The 16,391-nt window shown below is 37.8% G+C and carries 17 protein-coding genes; 10 read left to right on the top strand and 7 right to left on the bottom strand.

Features of this window, described 5'->3' with window-relative positions; all coding sequences use genetic code 11:
* Window positions 1-835: 835 nt before the first annotated feature.
* A complete protein-coding gene (locus BK580_RS16420) occupies window positions 836-1,267 on the bottom strand; it encodes a CotO family spore coat protein (RefSeq protein ID WP_078381387.1) in 432 nt (143 codons plus the stop codon).
* Window positions 1,268-1,626: 359 nt separating this feature from the next.
* Between BK580_RS16420 and BK580_RS16425 the strand changes: the two genes are divergently transcribed.
* A complete protein-coding gene (locus tag BK580_RS16425; protein ID WP_078381388.1) occupies window positions 1,627-2,040 on the top strand; it encodes a hypothetical protein in 414 nt (137 codons plus the stop codon).
* Window positions 2,041-2,053: 13 nt separating this feature from the next.
* A complete protein-coding gene (locus BK580_RS16430; protein ID WP_078381389.1) occupies window positions 2,054-2,266 on the top strand; it encodes an LSm family protein in 213 nt (70 codons plus the stop codon).
* A 33-nt stretch (window positions 2,267-2,299) separates the two neighbouring features.
* Here the strand turns inward: BK580_RS16430 and BK580_RS16435 are convergent, their stop codons facing one another.
* Window positions 2,300-3,010 carry a glycosyltransferase family 2 protein gene (locus BK580_RS16435; protein ID WP_078381390.1) on the bottom strand — a complete coding sequence of 237 codons (711 nt, stop codon included), beginning with the start codon at window positions 3,008-3,010 and terminating at the stop codon, window positions 2,300-2,302.
* 143 nt (window positions 3,011-3,153) lie between these two features.
* Between BK580_RS16435 and BK580_RS16440 the strand changes: the two genes are divergently transcribed.
* Genes BK580_RS16440 through BK580_RS16455 form a run of 4 tightly spaced genes read left to right on the top strand, consistent with a single transcriptional unit; the run spans window position 3,154 to window position 7,409 of the window.
* Complete coding sequence (locus tag BK580_RS16440) at window positions 3,154-4,152, top strand: glycosyltransferase (RefSeq protein ID WP_078381391.1); 999 nt, start codon at window positions 3,154-3,156, stop codon at window positions 4,150-4,152.
* A gap of 18 nt (window positions 4,153-4,170) precedes the next feature.
* Window positions 4,171-5,250: a non-hydrolyzing UDP-N-acetylglucosamine 2-epimerase gene (wecB, locus tag BK580_RS16445; protein ID WP_078381392.1), complete on the top strand. Its 1,080-nt coding sequence runs from the start codon at window positions 4,171-4,173 to the stop codon at window positions 5,248-5,250.
* Window positions 5,251-5,269: 19 nt separating this feature from the next.
* Window positions 5,270-6,412, top strand: a complete 1,143-nt coding sequence (locus BK580_RS16450) for a polysaccharide pyruvyl transferase family protein (RefSeq protein WP_078381393.1) — start codon at window positions 5,270-5,272, stop codon at window positions 6,410-6,412.
* Complete coding sequence (locus BK580_RS16455) at window positions 6,405-7,409, top strand: CgeB family protein (protein ID WP_078381394.1); 1,005 nt, start codon at window positions 6,405-6,407, stop codon at window positions 7,407-7,409. The genes BK580_RS16450 and BK580_RS16455 overlap by 8 nt, the downstream gene beginning before the upstream one ends.
* Before the next feature lie 150 nt (window positions 7,410-7,559).
* On the opposite strand, the gene BK580_RS16460 is transcribed toward BK580_RS16455, so the two are convergent.
* Window positions 7,560-8,357 carry a UTP--glucose-1-phosphate uridylyltransferase gene (locus BK580_RS16460; protein WP_078382805.1) on the bottom strand — a complete coding sequence of 266 codons (798 nt, stop codon included), beginning with the start codon at window positions 8,355-8,357 and terminating at the stop codon, window positions 7,560-7,562.
* Between the two features lie 200 nt (window positions 8,358-8,557).
* On the opposite strand from BK580_RS16460, the gene BK580_RS16465 reads away from it, so the two are divergent.
* The 3 genes from BK580_RS16465 to BK580_RS16475 are packed head-to-tail and all read left to right on the top strand — an operon-like array spanning window position 8,558 to window position 11,972.
* On the top strand, window positions 8,558-9,847 hold the full coding sequence (locus BK580_RS16465; RefSeq protein WP_078381395.1) for a UDP-glucose dehydrogenase family protein: 1,290 nt from the start codon (window positions 8,558-8,560) through the stop codon (window positions 9,845-9,847).
* Window positions 9,844-10,800 carry an NAD-dependent epimerase/dehydratase family protein gene (locus BK580_RS16470; protein WP_078381396.1) on the top strand — a complete coding sequence of 319 codons (957 nt, stop codon included), beginning with the start codon at window positions 9,844-9,846 and terminating at the stop codon, window positions 10,798-10,800. Before BK580_RS16465 ends, BK580_RS16470 begins: the two co-directional genes overlap by 4 nt.
* Window positions 10,758-11,972: a glycosyltransferase family 4 protein gene (locus BK580_RS16475; protein ID WP_235864061.1), complete on the top strand. Its 1,215-nt coding sequence runs from the start codon at window positions 10,758-10,760 to the stop codon at window positions 11,970-11,972. Before BK580_RS16470 ends, BK580_RS16475 begins: the two co-directional genes overlap by 43 nt.
* A 36-nt stretch (window positions 11,973-12,008) precedes the next feature.
* On the opposite strand, the gene BK580_RS16480 is transcribed toward BK580_RS16475, so the two are convergent.
* The 4 genes from BK580_RS16480 to BK580_RS16495 all read right to left on the bottom strand — a co-directional run bounded on the left by BK580_RS16480 (window position 12,009) and on the right by BK580_RS16495 (window position 15,031).
* Window positions 12,009-12,257 carry a hypothetical protein gene (locus BK580_RS16480; protein WP_078381397.1) on the bottom strand — a complete coding sequence of 83 codons (249 nt, stop codon included), beginning with the start codon at window positions 12,255-12,257 and terminating at the stop codon, window positions 12,009-12,011.
* A gap of 89 nt (window positions 12,258-12,346) precedes the next feature.
* On the bottom strand, window positions 12,347-12,808 hold the full coding sequence (locus BK580_RS16485; RefSeq protein WP_078381398.1) for a hypothetical protein: 462 nt from the start codon (window positions 12,806-12,808) through the stop codon (window positions 12,347-12,349).
* Entirely contained in the window at window positions 12,805-13,872 is a 1,068-nt protein-coding gene (locus tag BK580_RS16490) for a CotS family spore coat protein (protein ID WP_078381399.1), read from the bottom strand. Before BK580_RS16490 ends, BK580_RS16485 begins: the two co-directional genes overlap by 4 nt.
* A 19-nt stretch (window positions 13,873-13,891) precedes the next feature.
* A complete protein-coding gene (locus BK580_RS16495) occupies window positions 13,892-15,031 on the bottom strand; it encodes a glycosyltransferase family 4 protein (protein WP_078381400.1) in 1,140 nt (379 codons plus the stop codon).
* Window positions 15,032-15,276: 245 nt separating this feature from the next.
* Here BK580_RS16495 and BK580_RS16500 point away from each other — a divergent pair, with 245 nt between their 5' ends.
* Window positions 15,277-16,353 (top strand): spore coat kinase CotI, encoded by a 1,077-nt coding sequence (locus tag BK580_RS16500; protein ID WP_078381401.1) that lies wholly within the window; start codon window positions 15,277-15,279, stop codon window positions 16,351-16,353.
* The last annotated feature ends 38 nt before the right edge of the window (window positions 16,354-16,391 follow it).

The raw sequence follows: 16,391 nt of genomic DNA on the forward strand, positions 1-16,391 counted from the left end.
TAGATTAGTAATTCAACCCATTGATTACATTTGAATGCCTATTTAATCAAGTTACTTTAATTTTTGTCTGTTTGTATAGTAACTCACAGCTTGCTTATAACACAAAAAATCCAGGTTTATACCAGGATTTTTTACACGATCATCAAACTTATCCTTATAACTTAAGATTCGCACTTAAAACCGAAGCCGATTTTAAATTTACACTTCCAACTTAACTTCTTCCTTTTCTTCTCACACTTACTTTTTCCCAGAAGCGACTCTGCAACTAGTTTTTTTTCACCCATTACTCGCACAACTTTTACCATGTTAACACTCCTCTCATCTGAATTACTAATAGAATATTCCTATTATCATGAAAGCGATTGGACAAGGGTTTATAGGAATAAAGCATTTTAGAAAATTTTTGATCTGATGAATTAACTAGTATTAATCACCAATTAATCAGTTAATTAACGTATACATAATTATTGTCTTTTATACTTCTTCTCATTCTATTTTATTAACAATAATGATAGATTGTATCAGCTACATCCCTAGGACAGAAATACATTTTAATAGAGAATAATAGATTATATTTTTTCAAAACATAAAAGCATCCTAGCCTAATCCAGGATGCTTTTACTATCTATAATTTTCAAAATTACAAGTTCAACCTTTTTTCTTTTTCTTCTTGTCTTTTTTTCTTTTTGAACTTTCCGAAACGAGCTTATTTTCACCCATTACTCTCCATGTTCGAATCATGTTACTTCTCCTTTCCACTTGAACTACTATCAATTTATTCATGTGGACTAGGATGTGTTTGTACATAAGTATAAAGAGTAAGTCACTTTGCTTTTTAGATACCTATTACATGTAACTCTTTCACTTCTTGTATCGTCAAAAAAATCGAATCCTCTGTGTTTGGTGCTTTGATTTCTAAGATTTCGTTTTGATACCCCGCCACTTTTCCTACATACTCCCCGTCTAGTGTAATGATTTTACACATTTTCTTAGTCATTTCTGGTGTATGCCTAGTTAATTCGTAAATTTTTTCTTCTAACGATAATGAATGAAATGGTCTCTTTTGTGCTTTTTTCATTTCAGCTTCCTCTTGCTCTTTCTTTAGATCTATAGTTTGGATTTGAATCTTCTGCTTTTTCATCCGCCTTTTTGCATCTACTACATCCAGCTGAATTTCACTTTGCATCGGAACTGCCACATTTGAGTTTGAAACTGTCTGTATATAAAGCAGCGGCATTTGTTTTATTTTATCTGTTTGCTTTTTCAACCTCTGCACCTCCACATCCTTCTATTCTTTAATATGTATGCAATTGGCTTGTCTCTTTTTACAAGAAGTTAATGTGTTAGGTATACTACCTAGCATAAATTAATTGGATTTCCCCCCTAAACCTCTCGCTAAGAACTATATTGGTGGGACGAAAGTTGGTATCCATATAGCATATCTATACCTTTTTTCTTTCAAAATAGTAATTTTCATAGGCGCTTAAATGCTTTATTTACACCTTTTACATAAAATCGCAACAAAAAAGGCTAAAGTATAGTAATTTTCATGTACGTTTTAATAGAAATTGAATACCTTATAAAATGTGAAAACATTACTCAACCACATTAAAAGGAGGATATTTAATGGGTTCTGTTTATATTGATTTTGGATGTGGAGATCGTTACCCTTCTCGAAGATGTAACTGCTCTCGCTGCAATCCAAGAAGAAATGACAATTGTGGCATACCACCGGAAGAACTTTTAAATCAGATTAGACTGTTGGCTGAGCGCTTACGCTTGGCTGAAACAAGAATCATCACCCTTGATAACAGAGTAAGTGAATTAGAAGCAGGATTGCCTGGAGAGCCTGGTGAGATTCAAGAATTTTTCGAAGACAATGTAGGTTCGATTGTCTCTGTTACAACTACCTTTGATCCGAACATTGTCGGAACTGTTTTAACTGCTGGAACAGATGCTGTAGAAATTGCATCTCTTGATGGTGATATTGTGATTATTCCTTATTCAAGTGTCATTACAGTTTCAATGGAAGAATTATAAAGGAGGCGAGTTCATGACATTTGCAGACATTCTCCGTAAATATATTGGTAGAGAAATCGAAGTATATTTACCTAATAATGGGTTACTTGAAGGCGTTTTGTTTTCTGTTGGGGATGAATCCTTTACGCTTCAAGTAAGAAACGGCTCTTATCCAGATCCGATTGCACCCGTAACTGTCTTCTTTTTTAACGTAGAAGGAATCAGGGTATTAAATATAGCAGTATAAGAGAGTGTGAAAACGATAGCCCATCTATCGTTTTCACACTTTTATATTTAATTCTCTCAATAACCATTGCTTCCATTCCTCGTAGGTACCTTTCGGTGTATTAGAAACACTATCCAACCTTAACCTTCTATGATAAAGCACTTCATTTAAATGTTTTAGCATACCATTCTTACTTACCAAACATATCATATATACATCTTCATAAAGCCTACTATCAAAAATATCTGTCGTATGCCACCCATTAACCTTATGCAATAACTTTACCCGATATAGTCGGGGTGCTAACGGTGAGGGGTTAGTTAAATAGCTTTTAATGTCAAAATTCCTACTGCCTCTTTTTATTCCTGCATAGAATAGCTTTTTATCCCGTGACCGCTCTCTCCATTCAACATAATTTCCATAGATAAGCCCTATATCTTGGTCCATTTGATTTAGGACAAGATTTATTTTTTCGATGCAATCCTTCTCTAACCAATCATCTGCATCTAATTCTAACATCCATTCTCCTTTTATTACCTTCATCGCTTGATTTAGACAGCATGCTTTGCCACGATTTTCAAAGTTGGAGATTAAACTAATAGACGGATAAGTTGAATACATTCCTAAAATCTGCTCTGTATGGTCAGTCGAACCATCATCAATAATGACTAGTTCCCAATCTGTAATCGTTTGACGAAGTACACTATTAACCGCAGTTTCCAAATATTCCGCATTATTATACGTACATAATACGATAGAAATCATTGAATCTCCCCCATTTCGTTATTTCTTTCCGCCCGTTCAGTGTGAAAATTCATTCATTCGTCCACACCTTCATCGATGCATCACATACTATAGGTTATGAAGTTTTTTCAGAGATTAGTATTTTAATAGTAGGGGGACTAGAATTGGATATTATTATTTATCCACCAACGATCGATTGGACCTTTATGAAGCAACGGCCACAGCACTTAATGAAGCAATTTGCCGATCAAGGCTATCTCGTATTTTACTGTAATCAAACGAGTCAGCAAATGGAGATAGAGGAAATATCCCCAAACTTATTTTTAGTTCATGATCATGATAAATGGTTAAACATGACATTACCAACGCTAAGAAAAAAGAATAACAGTAAGGTTGGTATATGGTGCACTTGGCCTCAGCTTGTCGACTCTTTACATCAGTATGAAGCAGATTGGATTATCTATGATTGTGTCGATGAATTTCCACGTATGCTAGCCTTTGAAAGAAAAATGATAGATGCCTCCACTGCGATCGTTTGCACTGCAGAAAGGATTTTTTCTCGATTAAGAAGAAAATACCCGGAGAAAAAAATAAAACTGATAAGAAATGCTTATGACAAAGACATGGGATTGCATCTCCAGAAAAATAACCGTTCCATTTCTCACAAGCAGAAGAAAAGTATTGGCTATATTGGTGCTTGGGCTCCCTGGATTGACGATAGACTGATTAGCCGAATTGCTACCAAAATGAAGGATGTTGAGATAGTGATTATCGGCACAGAATTCGGAAAAAAGTTTAACTTGAATAATCCTAACGTTACCTTTTTAGGTCACCTTCCACATAAAGACTTAGCCGAATATTTAACTTCATTTTCTGCCTGTCTCATCCCATTTCGAATCAATCCAATTACACGGGCTACTAATCCAGTAAAAATGTATGAATATCTTGCAACTGGAAAGCCAGTGATTTCTACCAATCTTCCGGAATGCTCTCTTGTGCACCAACACGTAGATATCGCTAATAGCCATGTGGAATTTATGGAGAAGTTATCATACAGACTGCATGATCCTGGAAACTTACAGAACAGAATTAATTTCGCTTTACAAAACACTTGGGAGCACCGAATTACAGATGCAATTTCCTTAATTCGTGAGATAACCTAAAAAGAAAGGAATAATCAGATGAAAATAGCAGTAGTTGTGGGAACTCGCCCAGAATTAATAAAAATGGCCGTTCTTATAAACGAGCTAAAGAAAAGAGATTCCTCCCATTTATTTATTCATTCCGGTCAGCATTACGATTATCATATGGATGGTATGGTTTCAGAATTATTTAATCTACCAAAACCTGATTATCACTTCGATGTAAAATCAGGTACACATGCAACAACAACCGCTACTATCATGACTAAATTGGAAGATATAATAGTGAAGGAGAAAATAGAGAAAATTATTGTTCACGGTGATACGAATACCACGCTTGCAGCAAGTTTAGCTGCTGCAAAAACCTTTATTCCTATTGCACATGTTGAAGCCGGACTTCGCAGCTTTGACAAAACAATGCCAGAAGAGATAAACCGGATCGTAGTGGATCATATGTCGACGTATCTATTCTGTCCTACTAAGGACGCGATAAAAAACTTACACAACGAAGGGATTTTTAATGGTATCCATCATGTTGGTCAAACTATCGTGGACGCTGTTGAATTCCTAAAACAGGTAAATTCTGTCGATGTATTAAAAAAGTATCAATTATCCGAAAAGCAATACTTTTTTCTCACTATTCATAGACAGGAAAATACGGACAACTTACTAAGACTTATTTCGATATTTTTAACCATCCACGAGCTTTCTCAAAACTCCAACTATAAATTAGTTCTCGCAATGCATCCCAGAACAAAAAAAATACTACAGCAGCATAATATGTTTGATAGTCTCATTAAAAATAACAACATTCTTTTATTAGACCCTCCACCTAATTTTTATGAAAGCATTCTCCTGCAACAACACGCTAAGCTTGTTTTGACGGATAGTGGCGGGTTACAAGAAGAATCCTGTATCTTAGGTACACCCTGCATCACTTTACGTGAGAATACCGAGAGACCGGAAACCATTGAATGCGGCTCAAACATTTTAGCAGGTTACAAGCGAGACACTATCATAAAGGCCGTAGAAGATAGCATAATGAAGTCCACTGACTGGACAAATCCTTATGGCAGTCCAGGAATAAGTAAACGCATTTTAGATTTGATAACAAACTAGTAGAAAGAGAGGAGATACGATGAAGGTATTAATTCATGGCTTTTATGGTGCAGGAAATGCTGGAGATGATGCAATTCTCCAATCTATTATAGAAACGTTAAAAGAAGTAGATCAGCATGTAGAAGTTGCAGTAAGCATTCGTTCAGCAACCATTCCTGCCTACTTTGGTAAAGAGAAAATATCTTATGTTCGAGGAGGTGACATCCCTTCCATTACAAAGGTCTTAAAGCAGTGCGATTTATTAATTGTCGGTGGCGGGGGTCTTTTTCAAGATTACAATTCCTATTTACCTGAAAATTTATTCACGAACCAAAAAGGAGCGATTAATTACTATAGCTATCCTATTATTCTAGCGAAGATGCTTAATATTAAAGTAATGCTCTACGCACTCGGAATAGGACCTTTGAGGAATCCTGAATCCAAGAAAGCAATGAAATGGGTAAGTGAAATCGTGGATACGATTACCGTGAGAGACACGGAATCCTTTGATTTATTAACTAGTCTTGGGGTCACCAAACATGTTTTATCAGCTGATCCGGTTGTGAATCTAACAGCCACACCTACTTCATTGCCTCGTTCCATGACTGAGAACCGTAGTAAAAATGATATAAAAGTTGGTTTAAATTTACGTAATTGGTCTTATGCAACGGACGATTTACATGATTTTCAACATATGCTGATCAAATATTTAAATGACCTTTCGTCTCACTATCCGCTATCAATTTATGTATTCCCATTTAATAAGCTTCCATCTGAAACAGCAATGGCCGAAGAACTAGTGAAAGCATTAACTGGAAAGGTTCAAATCATCCCCTATAACGCTTCTCCACAAGATTATAAATTTTTATGTGGTCAGCTTGATTTAATGATTGCAATGCGCCTTCATGCCAATATTTTTGCGATATATGAAGGAGTACCGAGTCTAGGAATTTCCTACGATGGAAAGGTTCGTCAATTCTTTCAAGAACTAGACTTACATGAATATTGTCATACTTTGGGTAATAGAGATTATGCTTCCTTTAAAACAATCATAAAAGACTGTATAAAAAATCCAGCACAACATAAACAGAACTTAAAAGGTAAGTTAAAGCATTTACAGGGAAGAGAACACTTAAACAAAGCTACTTTAATAAAAACGTACGAGTTGATTGAAAATGAATGACTCTCCTTTAAAAATTGTATTTATTGGTCGCTATACGGAAGGTCAAACTGGAATTGTCAAAAGTATTCACATGGGATTACTGGAAAATGGCTATGATGTTCATGAAATCAATTTGTCTCTTCGTCCAAAATTAATCTACAATCCTTACCGGAATTTTGGAGGATTTGGACCCGTTTTTGTGAAATGGGATTTAATTAAAGAAGAAGTGATTCAGTTTAATCCGGATGTAATTATTTTTTGTGCAGGTGGTTTAACATTCCCTGTTGATATATTAAAAAAGCTGAAAAAATATTGCACAATTATTGGTATCACACTTAGTGATCCAGATGTTTTCCCTTCTATAAAAAAATTCGCAGGCCATTTTGATTACCATACAACCAATTCCACTCTTGCATTTGAACAATACAAACAAATTGGATTAACCAACACTCTGTATCTGCCCTTTGGTATCGATTCTAGATTTTTCACTCCTCATGATTTAGTAGAAGAATATCGTTCAGATGTATCGATTATAGGGCATTATCGACCAAATCGCCTTGAACTTACGAAATCGCTGCAACAAAACTTCGATTTGAAGATTTTCGGAAGAGGATGGCCGATTCCCTCTGAAGGCCCGGTGTATGACGAAGAGTGGTTCAAAGCGATGTACTCGACGAAAATCATTGTAAACTTCCCGACGACCGGTGCAGGCTATACCAATGTGAAAGTAGGTATCTTCGAGGCTGCTGCTACTGGTAGGTTAATAATGACAGAATACTTTGATGAAATGAAACAGTTTTTCGAATATGAAAAAGAGATTGTTGGCTACAAGGATAAAAATGATTTAATCGAAAAGCTTCACTATTATCTAGCAAACCCTGACGAAGCAAAAATGATTGCTGATGCTGGTCAAAAAAGATGTGCCGTTTCCCACACATGGAAAAACAGATTAAACAACCTACTAAACTCCATTCAACTCACAAAGCAACCTTATTCATGGGAAAACTATGAAGATTAATTTGAATTACTCTAGCTATCATATAAAAAGGTCGACTCACTTGAATATGGAGTCGACCTTTAAACTTGTCAGGTTAACTCCAACGTATTGTTGTGGAAAACAAACGCCTGTAACGGAGATTAACAGGCGTTTTAACCGATACCTCAAAGCTCAATTAAAAAAATTTATTAACTTAATGTACTCCTCCACAATCCCAATATCATACCGCTCACTATCCACTACTTTCCCATAACAATCCTCCACCGCTAGTAAATCCCTTATTGCATCGGTTAACTGAAGCTCTTCCCCAATATTCGCTACCGAACTGTCGAGCATTTCAAAAATACCAGGAGTAAAAACATACCTTCCGACAACAGCAAAGTTGGAAGGCGGATTCATTTTAGGTTTTTCCTCGATCCCATCTAATTGATATAATCCTTTTGTCTTCTCTATCCCACTAATTACTCCATAATTACTGAGCTTTGACTCTTCTACCTCTTTCACACCAATAACTGATTTTTTCGTATCTCGATAAACATCGATCAATTGCTTCAAAGCTGGCTCTTTCTGAGAAACCATAATATCATCCGGGAGCAAAACCGCAAATGGTTCATTCCCTACAAATGTTTTCCCTATTCTAATCGCATCCCCTAGCCCCTTTGCATATGGTTGACGGACATAGTGAATCGGTACTGATGGAATTGGTACTAAGTCTATAAGGTGTTGTTTGTTTTCCCTTTCTAGAAATGCCTCAAGCTCTAAGGAATGATCAAAGTAATCGACGATCATATTTTTCTTTCTAGAGACAATTAGGAGGATTTGTTCAATTCCTGATGCTATTGCTTCTTCGACGACATAGTGGATTGCTGGTTTGACGCCAATTGGGAACATTTCTTTTGGTAGTACTTTGGTGATTGGTAAGCTACGGGTTCCGTAACCTGCCGCTGGAATGATTGCTTTTTTGACCACTCTTAACCCCTCAAATCCTGCTTTTTCCTTATTGTATTCGTTATTTATATGCAAGCAAGTTGTCTTTTTAGAATTTACTTCCTCCGCCTTTTCTCTTTTTCTATAATTGGGCTGGGTATTCGTCACAACTCAGGCTTGTTCCTTAATAGGATAGTAAATAAAGAATCTGGGTGTTAAGTGTTAGGGAAGGAGTGTAGGTCTTGAATATATGTATTATCGGAGCAGGCTATGTCGGTCTTACCACTTCAGCCGTCTTAGCCGAGTTCGGGCATAGAGTTCATTGTGTAGATATAAATGAAGCGAAAATAAAGAGTCTGCAGCTTGGCAAAGTTCCCATTTATGAACCGCAATTAGCAGAACTTCTTCACAAGAATAAAACGAGGATTACATTCACGACAACTATTTCTGAAGCTATTCAGAGCTGTCCCATTATCTTTGTTACGGTTGGTACCCCGAGCTTACCTGACGGAAGTACCGATCTAAGTTATCTTTATTCTACCTTTGATGGCATCGCACCATTTCTCGATACGTATAAAACCATTATTATCAAAAGTACCGTTCCACCTGGTACGAATAAAAACATGAGTCACTATTTAATAAAAAAAGGCGTTTCATCTTCTCTTTATCATATTGTTTCCAACCCTGAATTTCTGCGAGAGGGATCAGCTATCCACGATATGTTTTATCCAGATAGAACGGTGATTGGGTTAGGTGAGAATGATCAAACTTCAGAAGCGATTGTAAAAGAGATCTATCGAAAATTAGACGCACCACTACTAATCACAACATGGAATGGCGCCGAAATGATTAAATACGCATCCAACGCGTTTCTTGCTACTAAAATATCTTTTATTAATGAAATCGCACGTATTTGTGAAGCAAGTGATGCAGACGTGATGGATGTGGCAAAAGGAATTGGATTAGATCCGCGAATCGGTTCGTTATTTTTACAAGCTGGTATTGGCTATGGTGGCTCTTGTTTTCCAAAGGACCTTCAATCATTACAACATACAGCGACTATTCATTCCGTCTCCACTCCACTATTAGAAGCTGTTCAACATGTGAATCGAACCCAAATAGATTACTATATCGAGAAATTGCAAGAGAAGCTAACCTCTTTTACAGACAAAAAAATTACGGTGCTAGGAATCTCCTTTAAACCAAATACGGATGATATCCGATATTCACCAGCTATCACACTTATCTCCCGCCTTCATGATTTAGGTGTTGATGTTCATGTTTATGATCCAAAAGCATATTTACCAGTAACACTTCGCCATCTGGCAACTCAGCACAAAACACTGAAGTCCTCTTATCTGGATTCAGAAGCAATCATTATTGCAACAGACTGGCCAGAAATAAAGCAATTAGACTGGAAACACGTGAAAGCGAACCTGAAGGGCAATATTATTGTGGATGGCAGAAACTGTGTAGAAAAACATGACGTTACCCAATACGGTCTCGTCTACAAAGGAGTGGGACGCGGATGAGAATACTCGTAACTGGTGCTGCTGGATTTGTTGGGTCTCACCTTTGCGAACGATTACTCATAGAACCTTCCTATGAAGTAATTGGTGTGGATACTTTTATCGGTCCTACCCCTCCCTCTTTTAAAAGAAAAAATATTCTAGAATTAAAGCAACACCCTCGTTTTTCTTTTGTCGATACGAATCTATTAAACACAGATATTCCTACGCTTTTATCTGGTGTCGATGCCATCTATCATCTATCTGCTATACCTGGAGTACGTGCAAGCTGGGGGGATGAATTTGCCCCATATATGTACCATAATATTCTCGTCACGCAAAAATTATTAGAAGCGGCGAAAGATACAGAGATCGACCGTTTTATTTATATTTCTACCTCTTCTGTTTATGGCGAAAAAGTTGGAAAAGTCGGAGAAGACGACTATCTAACACCCTTGTCCCCTTATGGAATTACTAAGCTAACAGGGGAGCATTTATGTAAAGTATACGAAAAAAGCTTCGGACTTCCGCTTGTTATACTACGTTATTTTACTGTATATGGTCCTAGACAACGACCAGACATGGCTTTCCACCGCTTTATAAAACAGCTCTTAACTAATCAGCCGATCACAGTATTCGGCGACGGGTTACAAACAAGAGATTTTACGTTTATCGATGATTGTGTGACCGCAACAAAAGCGGCGTTAACGCTTGAGAATATTATCGGGGAAACGATTAATATCGGGGGGAAAGAACGTGCCTCTGTTCTCGAAATCCTTTCCCTGTTAGAGGACATTACCGGCAAAAAAGCGTTACGTTCTTTTTCCGGTATCGTGAAAGGAGAACCGAAGCATACATGGGCCGACATTACAAAAGCAGAAAAGCTATTAAACTATTCTCCTGTTACTCCCTTAAAAGAAGGGCTAGAAAAAGAATGGCTCTATTTGAAGAAATTGTACGGCGAGAACAACTCATAAAGCTTGCCATCATTTGTACAGAGAAACTTCCTGCTCCAGCCATAAAGGGTGGAGCCATTCAAATGATGATTGACGGAGTGACACCCTTTTTAAGTAAAAAATACGAGCTAACTATTTTTTCCGTTTCTGATCCAGAACTTCCTGATCGTGAAATACTGAATGATACTCGCTATATTCGTTTCCCACGAAGTGAGTATCGTCAGCATGTAGCGAATGAACTTGCCAATCATTCATTCGAGGTGATTCATGTATGCAATCGCCCAAAGAATGTTCTGCTATATAAACAAGCTTCTCCAAAAAGTAAGTTTGTGCTAAGTCTCCATAACGAAATGTTTGCCGAAAGAAAGCTATCAGAAGAAGAAGGCAAACAGGTGGTCGAAACGGTAAGTGCCATCACCACTGTTAGTAATTTCATCAAAAATACAGTGCTAGAACGCTTTCCAGAAGCCGCGGATAAAATAAGAGTAGTCTATTCTGGAGTAGATTTGTCCTCCTTCCCACTTCGCCAAAGTAAGGAAGGTCAGCAAATCCGCCGAGATTTCCGCAAAAGATACCATCTAGAAGGCAAGCAAGTTATTCTATTTGTCGGTCGTCTAAGTAAAACGAAAGGACCTCACCTCTTAATCCAAGCGATGGAACAATTATGGAAGAGGCACGAACATATCGTCTTGCTCGTAGTCGGAGGAAAATGGTTTAGCGATAACGGGATGAATAAATATGTGTACTCCTTATATAAAAAAGCCTTGCCTTTTAAAGATAAAATTATTTTCACAAAATACATCCCTGCTAATTTTATTCACGAAGCATTTCTTGCGGGAGATGTGTTTGTCTGCAGTTCACAATGGCAGGAGCCACTTGCAAGGGTCCACTATGAAGCGATGGCGGCTGGGATTCCTGTTATTTCCACAAACCGTGGTGGAAATGCCGAGGTGATTCTGAATAACTATAATGGGTTGATTATTGAGGAGTATAACAAAGCTCACGCCTTCACAAAAGCCATCCATTATGTACTGTCTGAGCCAGAGCTGAGTAAGTGGATGTGTCATAATGGCAGAACATTCATTGAAATTAATTTCACCTACAAACATGTGGCAGATCGACTTATCAGTGTTTATCAGGCCGTTCATCCACTTCATATAGAAGTATCAACAGGAAAGTGCCAGGCCCCTTAATAAAACAAGGGACCTGGCACTTTCTTATTCACGATTTTATTCTTCGTCATCATCATCTTCATAATCGTCTTCGTTTGCTCCCTCTTCTACAACTTCCACTTTCTCTACTTCTTCTGCCTCTATTCCCTCATTATACTCTACAGCAATCTTCACTTCAGAAACTCCGCCATCCTTCAGTGCTTTCAATACTGCCTTCAAAGCATCTTCCGCATTTAATTCTGGTGCTAAAATAAAACCATGTTCAAAATCAAGTTTTAGTTTAGCCTTACGTACTTCATTTACCATCCTACTCACCCCTACTATGAAAAGTTAACTGATATATTAACAACCTATGCTGTTACCTATATCTTTCATGTATAACATTTTAGGAGTAATTAATGATTCTTTTTAGATGGCGAAATATCGGGTGCAATCCAAGGTTTTTTCAATGCGGTTTCCTTAATAATAATTGTTACTTTCCTCTTAGGAACTGGTTCTTCTTCAAGTACTTCTTCCATTTCCTCTTCAATAAATTCTTCCACCTCGACAACACTTTCTGCTAATTCTGGTTCTACACTAATTACTTCCAGCGTCTCTTCCAAGTCCACTTCTGCAAGCTGGGCTTCTTCTTTGTTTTCTAGATGCTTCGCTTTTAATTCTCCACTTAACGAAAGTTCCACTAATTGGATCCCTCTTAAAGACTGCAATTGCGAATTAACCGTCGATTCATTTAAGACGAGTTGATCGGGGTTTTCTAATAGTTGTTCATACTCTGCCATATTCCACCCCATTGGCCCTGGAGGAGAAAAGGTGAATTTCCCTAACTCAAGTTTAGGTATTTTCGGACTATCCGTCATTCTAACTTCCCTCCCCCTTGTGAAGAAATGATTTCTCCATAAATCGAAGGATATTGCTTTAAAAATTGACCCTTTGATTGTTCCAAAGCAATGATATTTTGGATGGCCCAAATATATTTTTCATCGGACCACGAACGTTTTTGGGCTAGGAAGTATTTATGGCCAATCGCACAAAACAAATGTGGGAATAAAAGATCGATGTTCAAGATTTTATAATAGTCTTCTGAAAGTGGATTGGTTGAATGATAAGCTCGAAGCAAATCAAAGACCAGATTATCGTCCCAGACTGAAAACTTTTTCATCATTTTATTTAAAATAATGCGAAGGTCTCGTGTTGGTAAATCATACGTAACCGAATGAAGCTCCTTCATAAACGGTGCACCATCCACTTCTGTAAACCTCGCTAACGTGAAATCCTGCTGGCAGAAACCTTTTAAACTACTAACCTCTTTGGAAATCTCCTGATAAACTGGCTCATCCAATGCCGCTAATGCATTTTTCGCCCGAAGAATCATTTCATCCACATGTTCCAAAAATAAAAGAGAAAAGGCATCTGTTGGGTAAGATTGTGCAATTGTTTTATTACCTTCTAACTCCTGAAGTTTCCAGCGAAATAACTTATGCCACTTCCCTATTCTACCTCGCGTCTTACTTTCATCTGCAGGAACATATCCAATAGATGCTTGATAAAACTGGCCAGCAAACTCCATCGCTTGCAGCATTTGCTCTTTGTTGTAATAAATCACTTCATTTCCTTCTATTTTGTCATAAAGCACATAACCTAAAGAACCAGCCCCGATGCAGATACCGCCATTTTTCGTTTCATGTATCGGGGTGATTGGTAAGCCTTTCTGATGCAAATGTTGGTGAGCGCCAGCGATAAATAGCATTCGCTCTGGCTTCATGCTTGCCTGCTTTAAAATCTTCTTCCCTTCTGTTGTATCCACTTCCCATGTGGTTCTTCCACTTCTACTAGAAAGGAGCCTCACATCAGAAATGTCAAACGGGTAAAATTCTAGTACTTGCTGTAAGTGATGCTGTTCCACTTCTTGATGCTCTTCCACAAGTCATCACCTTTCTTCCTTATTTATTGGCAACTTCCTCATATACTGCTAGCAAATTATGTTCTACATTTCTCCAACTAAATTGTCGCTCTACCTTGTCACGCCCATATCTTCCAAGTCTTTCGCGCTTCTTTGAGTCATGTAATAAGGCATTAATCACTCGTGCATAGCTTTCTGGATCCTCGAACTGTTCAATTACATGGCCGTTTTTTCCTTCATCTATTACTTCTGGATTTCCTCCCCGTTTGCTCGTTACAATCGGCAGTCCTGCTGCCATTGCTTCGTAATGCACGCGAGCGAGCGGTTCCTGCCATTGTGAAGAGCAAACAAACACATCGGACATCGCAAATAATTTTGGAATATCTGCCGGTTTTACGAACTTAATAAATGTTACATATTCAGGATACATTGCACCTAATGTATATAAATGCTTGACGTAATTGTTTACCTGATCATCTCCAAACCATTTCGATCCAATAAATACCATCATGACATTAGGGTGTTCCTCTATAATAGAAGGAAGTCCCTGAAGCAGGATATGTGGTCCTTTTACTTTACTTAACCGCCCAACAAAAAGGATGACCTTTTTATTCGAAAGTCCTAATTCATCCCGAACCATTGTCCTTGCCTGCTTCCCTTTTGCAGACCATGAAGGCTGAAAAGTATCAAGATCCACTCCAGAATAAACTGTTCTCACTTTAGATTTTGCAAAAGGAAATCTATCGGTGATGGTACTGCCGATAAAATCACTAACCGTCACAACCTTGGAGACAAGATCTAAGCATTCTTTTCCTTCCTGATCGCTTAGTTTTTCAAACGTAAACATTTCATTATGGACACTTAACACAATTTTTGTTTGTGGTGTTGCTTCTTTCACTTGCTTCACCCAAGTTGGGCGGTTACACAAATGAATTACATCGTATTTCTCTTGCCTGATATGCGAAATAATAGAGGAAAGATATTGCTTTTCATTAAATCGAATAAAGCGGACATTCCCTCTTTTTTCTTGTTGTTCTAATTCTTCATGTTCAATGGATAGTATGGTTACATCGTGCTTGGCACCAATGATTTTTGCAACTGAATCTATATATATCTGTATTGCACCACCACGAATTGCCGGCACTGGAAGCTTCTCTGTTGCAATATAGGCAATTTTCATTTGTTACCTCCATTCACCTAAAAACGGTAGTTTATAAGTATGTTATGGATGAGCCACCACTAATGTAGCTTTTCCCTAACTTCTTTTCGAAAAAGGGCGGTTTTTCCTGTTTTTTTGAGAAATAAAGACACACGTCTATAACACTTTTTGGGTAAGTACCATACCTTAAAGAAAGTGATGCTCTAATATGGAGTGTATTCACTCTTAGACGCTGGTAGTTAACTTATACTGCCACTTAAAAGAGGATGGTGGACCGTTTGTTAGAAGGTAACATACTTAATCAAAATGAGGATTCGGAAGAATATGTATTGTCACCCGAGGAAATAGCAAGACTTGTATCCCTCGCTGAAACTATTATAAAAAATTGGGATGTATCAGTGGAACAAATAGAAGTAGTTCAAGGTGGTCAAATGGCGTTAGTATGGAAAATACATACGAGCGTTGGACCTATTTGTTTAAAAAGAATACATCGCCCCGAGAAAAAAGCATTATTCTCCATCAACGCTCAAAATTATTTAGCACAAAAAGGCACAAGAGTACCAGGCATTATCCCCAATAAAAATGGGGTGCTCTATACAAAGCATGGTCCCTTCTTATTTGTTGTATATGAATGGATCGAAGGGCGTCCATTCGAATTAACTGTGCAAGAAGACTTAGAATTTATCATGAAAGGTTTAGCCGATTTCCATACTGCATCCATCGGCTATAAACCACCGGATGGTATTCCAATTTTCACGAAACTTGGTCGCTGGCCAAACCATTATATAAAGCGCTGTCAACAAATGGAGACTTGGAAGCTAATGGCTAAGTCGATGCCCGATGATCCATTTTCCCAACTTTACCTCGCTGAAATTGACCCTTTTATTCAAGAAGGCAGAGATACACTCGCCAGATTATTAAACTCCGAGTACCGATCATGGGTCGGACAACTAAAAGCAAGTCCAACCCTGTGCCACCAAGATTACGGTACTGGGAACTCACTCCTTGGGGATGACGGACAAATATGGGTTATCGATTTGGACACCGTTTCTTTCGACTTGCCAATTCGTGATTTGCGGAAAATGATTATCCCATTACTTGATACAACTGGTGTTTGGAACGAAGAACAATTTAATGTCATGATAAATGCATACGAATCCATCTCCCCACTCACCGAAAAGCAAAAGGAAATTATGTTTATTGATATGCTTTTCCCATATGAGCTATATGATGTGATTCGCGAAAGATATGTTCGTAAATCCCCATTACTCGAAACTGAGTTGGCAGAAGCATTGGAATATGAACGGATTAAATCAGGTGCTTTAAATCAATTGATCTTGTAAAGGAAGAAAGCCGGACTCACTTATAATAGTGAGTCCGG

The sequence above is a fragment of the Sutcliffiella halmapala genome, assembly GCF_002019665.1.
Lineage (GTDB): Bacteria > Bacillota > Bacilli > Bacillales > Bacillaceae_I > Sutcliffiella_A > Sutcliffiella_A halmapala.

What these genes read in the sequence shown, in the direction of transcription:
- BK580_RS16480 (WP_078381397.1), bottom strand. Translation starts at nt 12,257, where the DNA reads ATGGTAAATGAAGTACGTAAGGCTAAACTAAAACTTGATTTTGAACAT.
- BK580_RS16475 (WP_235864061.1), top strand. Translation starts at nt 10,758, where the DNA reads ATGGCTCTATTTGAAGAAATTGTACGGCGAGAACAACTCATAAAGCTT.
- BK580_RS16430 (WP_078381389.1), top strand. Translation starts at nt 2,054, where the DNA reads ATGACATTTGCAGACATTCTCCGTAAATATATTGGTAGAGAAATCGAA.
- BK580_RS16470 (WP_078381396.1), top strand. Translation starts at nt 9,844, where the DNA reads ATGAGAATACTCGTAACTGGTGCTGCTGGATTTGTTGGGTCTCACCTT.
- BK580_RS16485 (WP_078381398.1), bottom strand. Translation starts at nt 12,808, where the DNA reads ATGACGGATAGTCCGAAAATACCTAAACTTGAGTTAGGGAAATTCACC.
- wecB (WP_078381392.1), top strand. Translation starts at nt 4,171, where the DNA reads ATGAAAATAGCAGTAGTTGTGGGAACTCGCCCAGAATTAATAAAAATG.
- BK580_RS16425 (WP_078381388.1), top strand. Translation starts at nt 1,627, where the DNA reads ATGGGTTCTGTTTATATTGATTTTGGATGTGGAGATCGTTACCCTTCT.
- BK580_RS16500 (WP_078381401.1), top strand. Translation starts at nt 15,277, where the DNA reads ATGGTGGACCGTTTGTTAGAAGGTAACATACTTAATCAAAATGAGGAT.
- BK580_RS16495 (WP_078381400.1), bottom strand. Translation starts at nt 15,031, where the DNA reads ATGAAAATTGCCTATATTGCAACAGAGAAGCTTCCAGTGCCGGCAATT.
- BK580_RS16435 (WP_078381390.1), bottom strand. Translation starts at nt 3,010, where the DNA reads ATGATTTCTATCGTATTATGTACGTATAATAATGCGGAATATTTGGAA.
- BK580_RS16455 (WP_078381394.1), top strand. Translation starts at nt 6,405, where the DNA reads ATGAATGACTCTCCTTTAAAAATTGTATTTATTGGTCGCTATACGGAA.
- BK580_RS16450 (WP_078381393.1), top strand. Translation starts at nt 5,270, where the DNA reads ATGAAGGTATTAATTCATGGCTTTTATGGTGCAGGAAATGCTGGAGAT.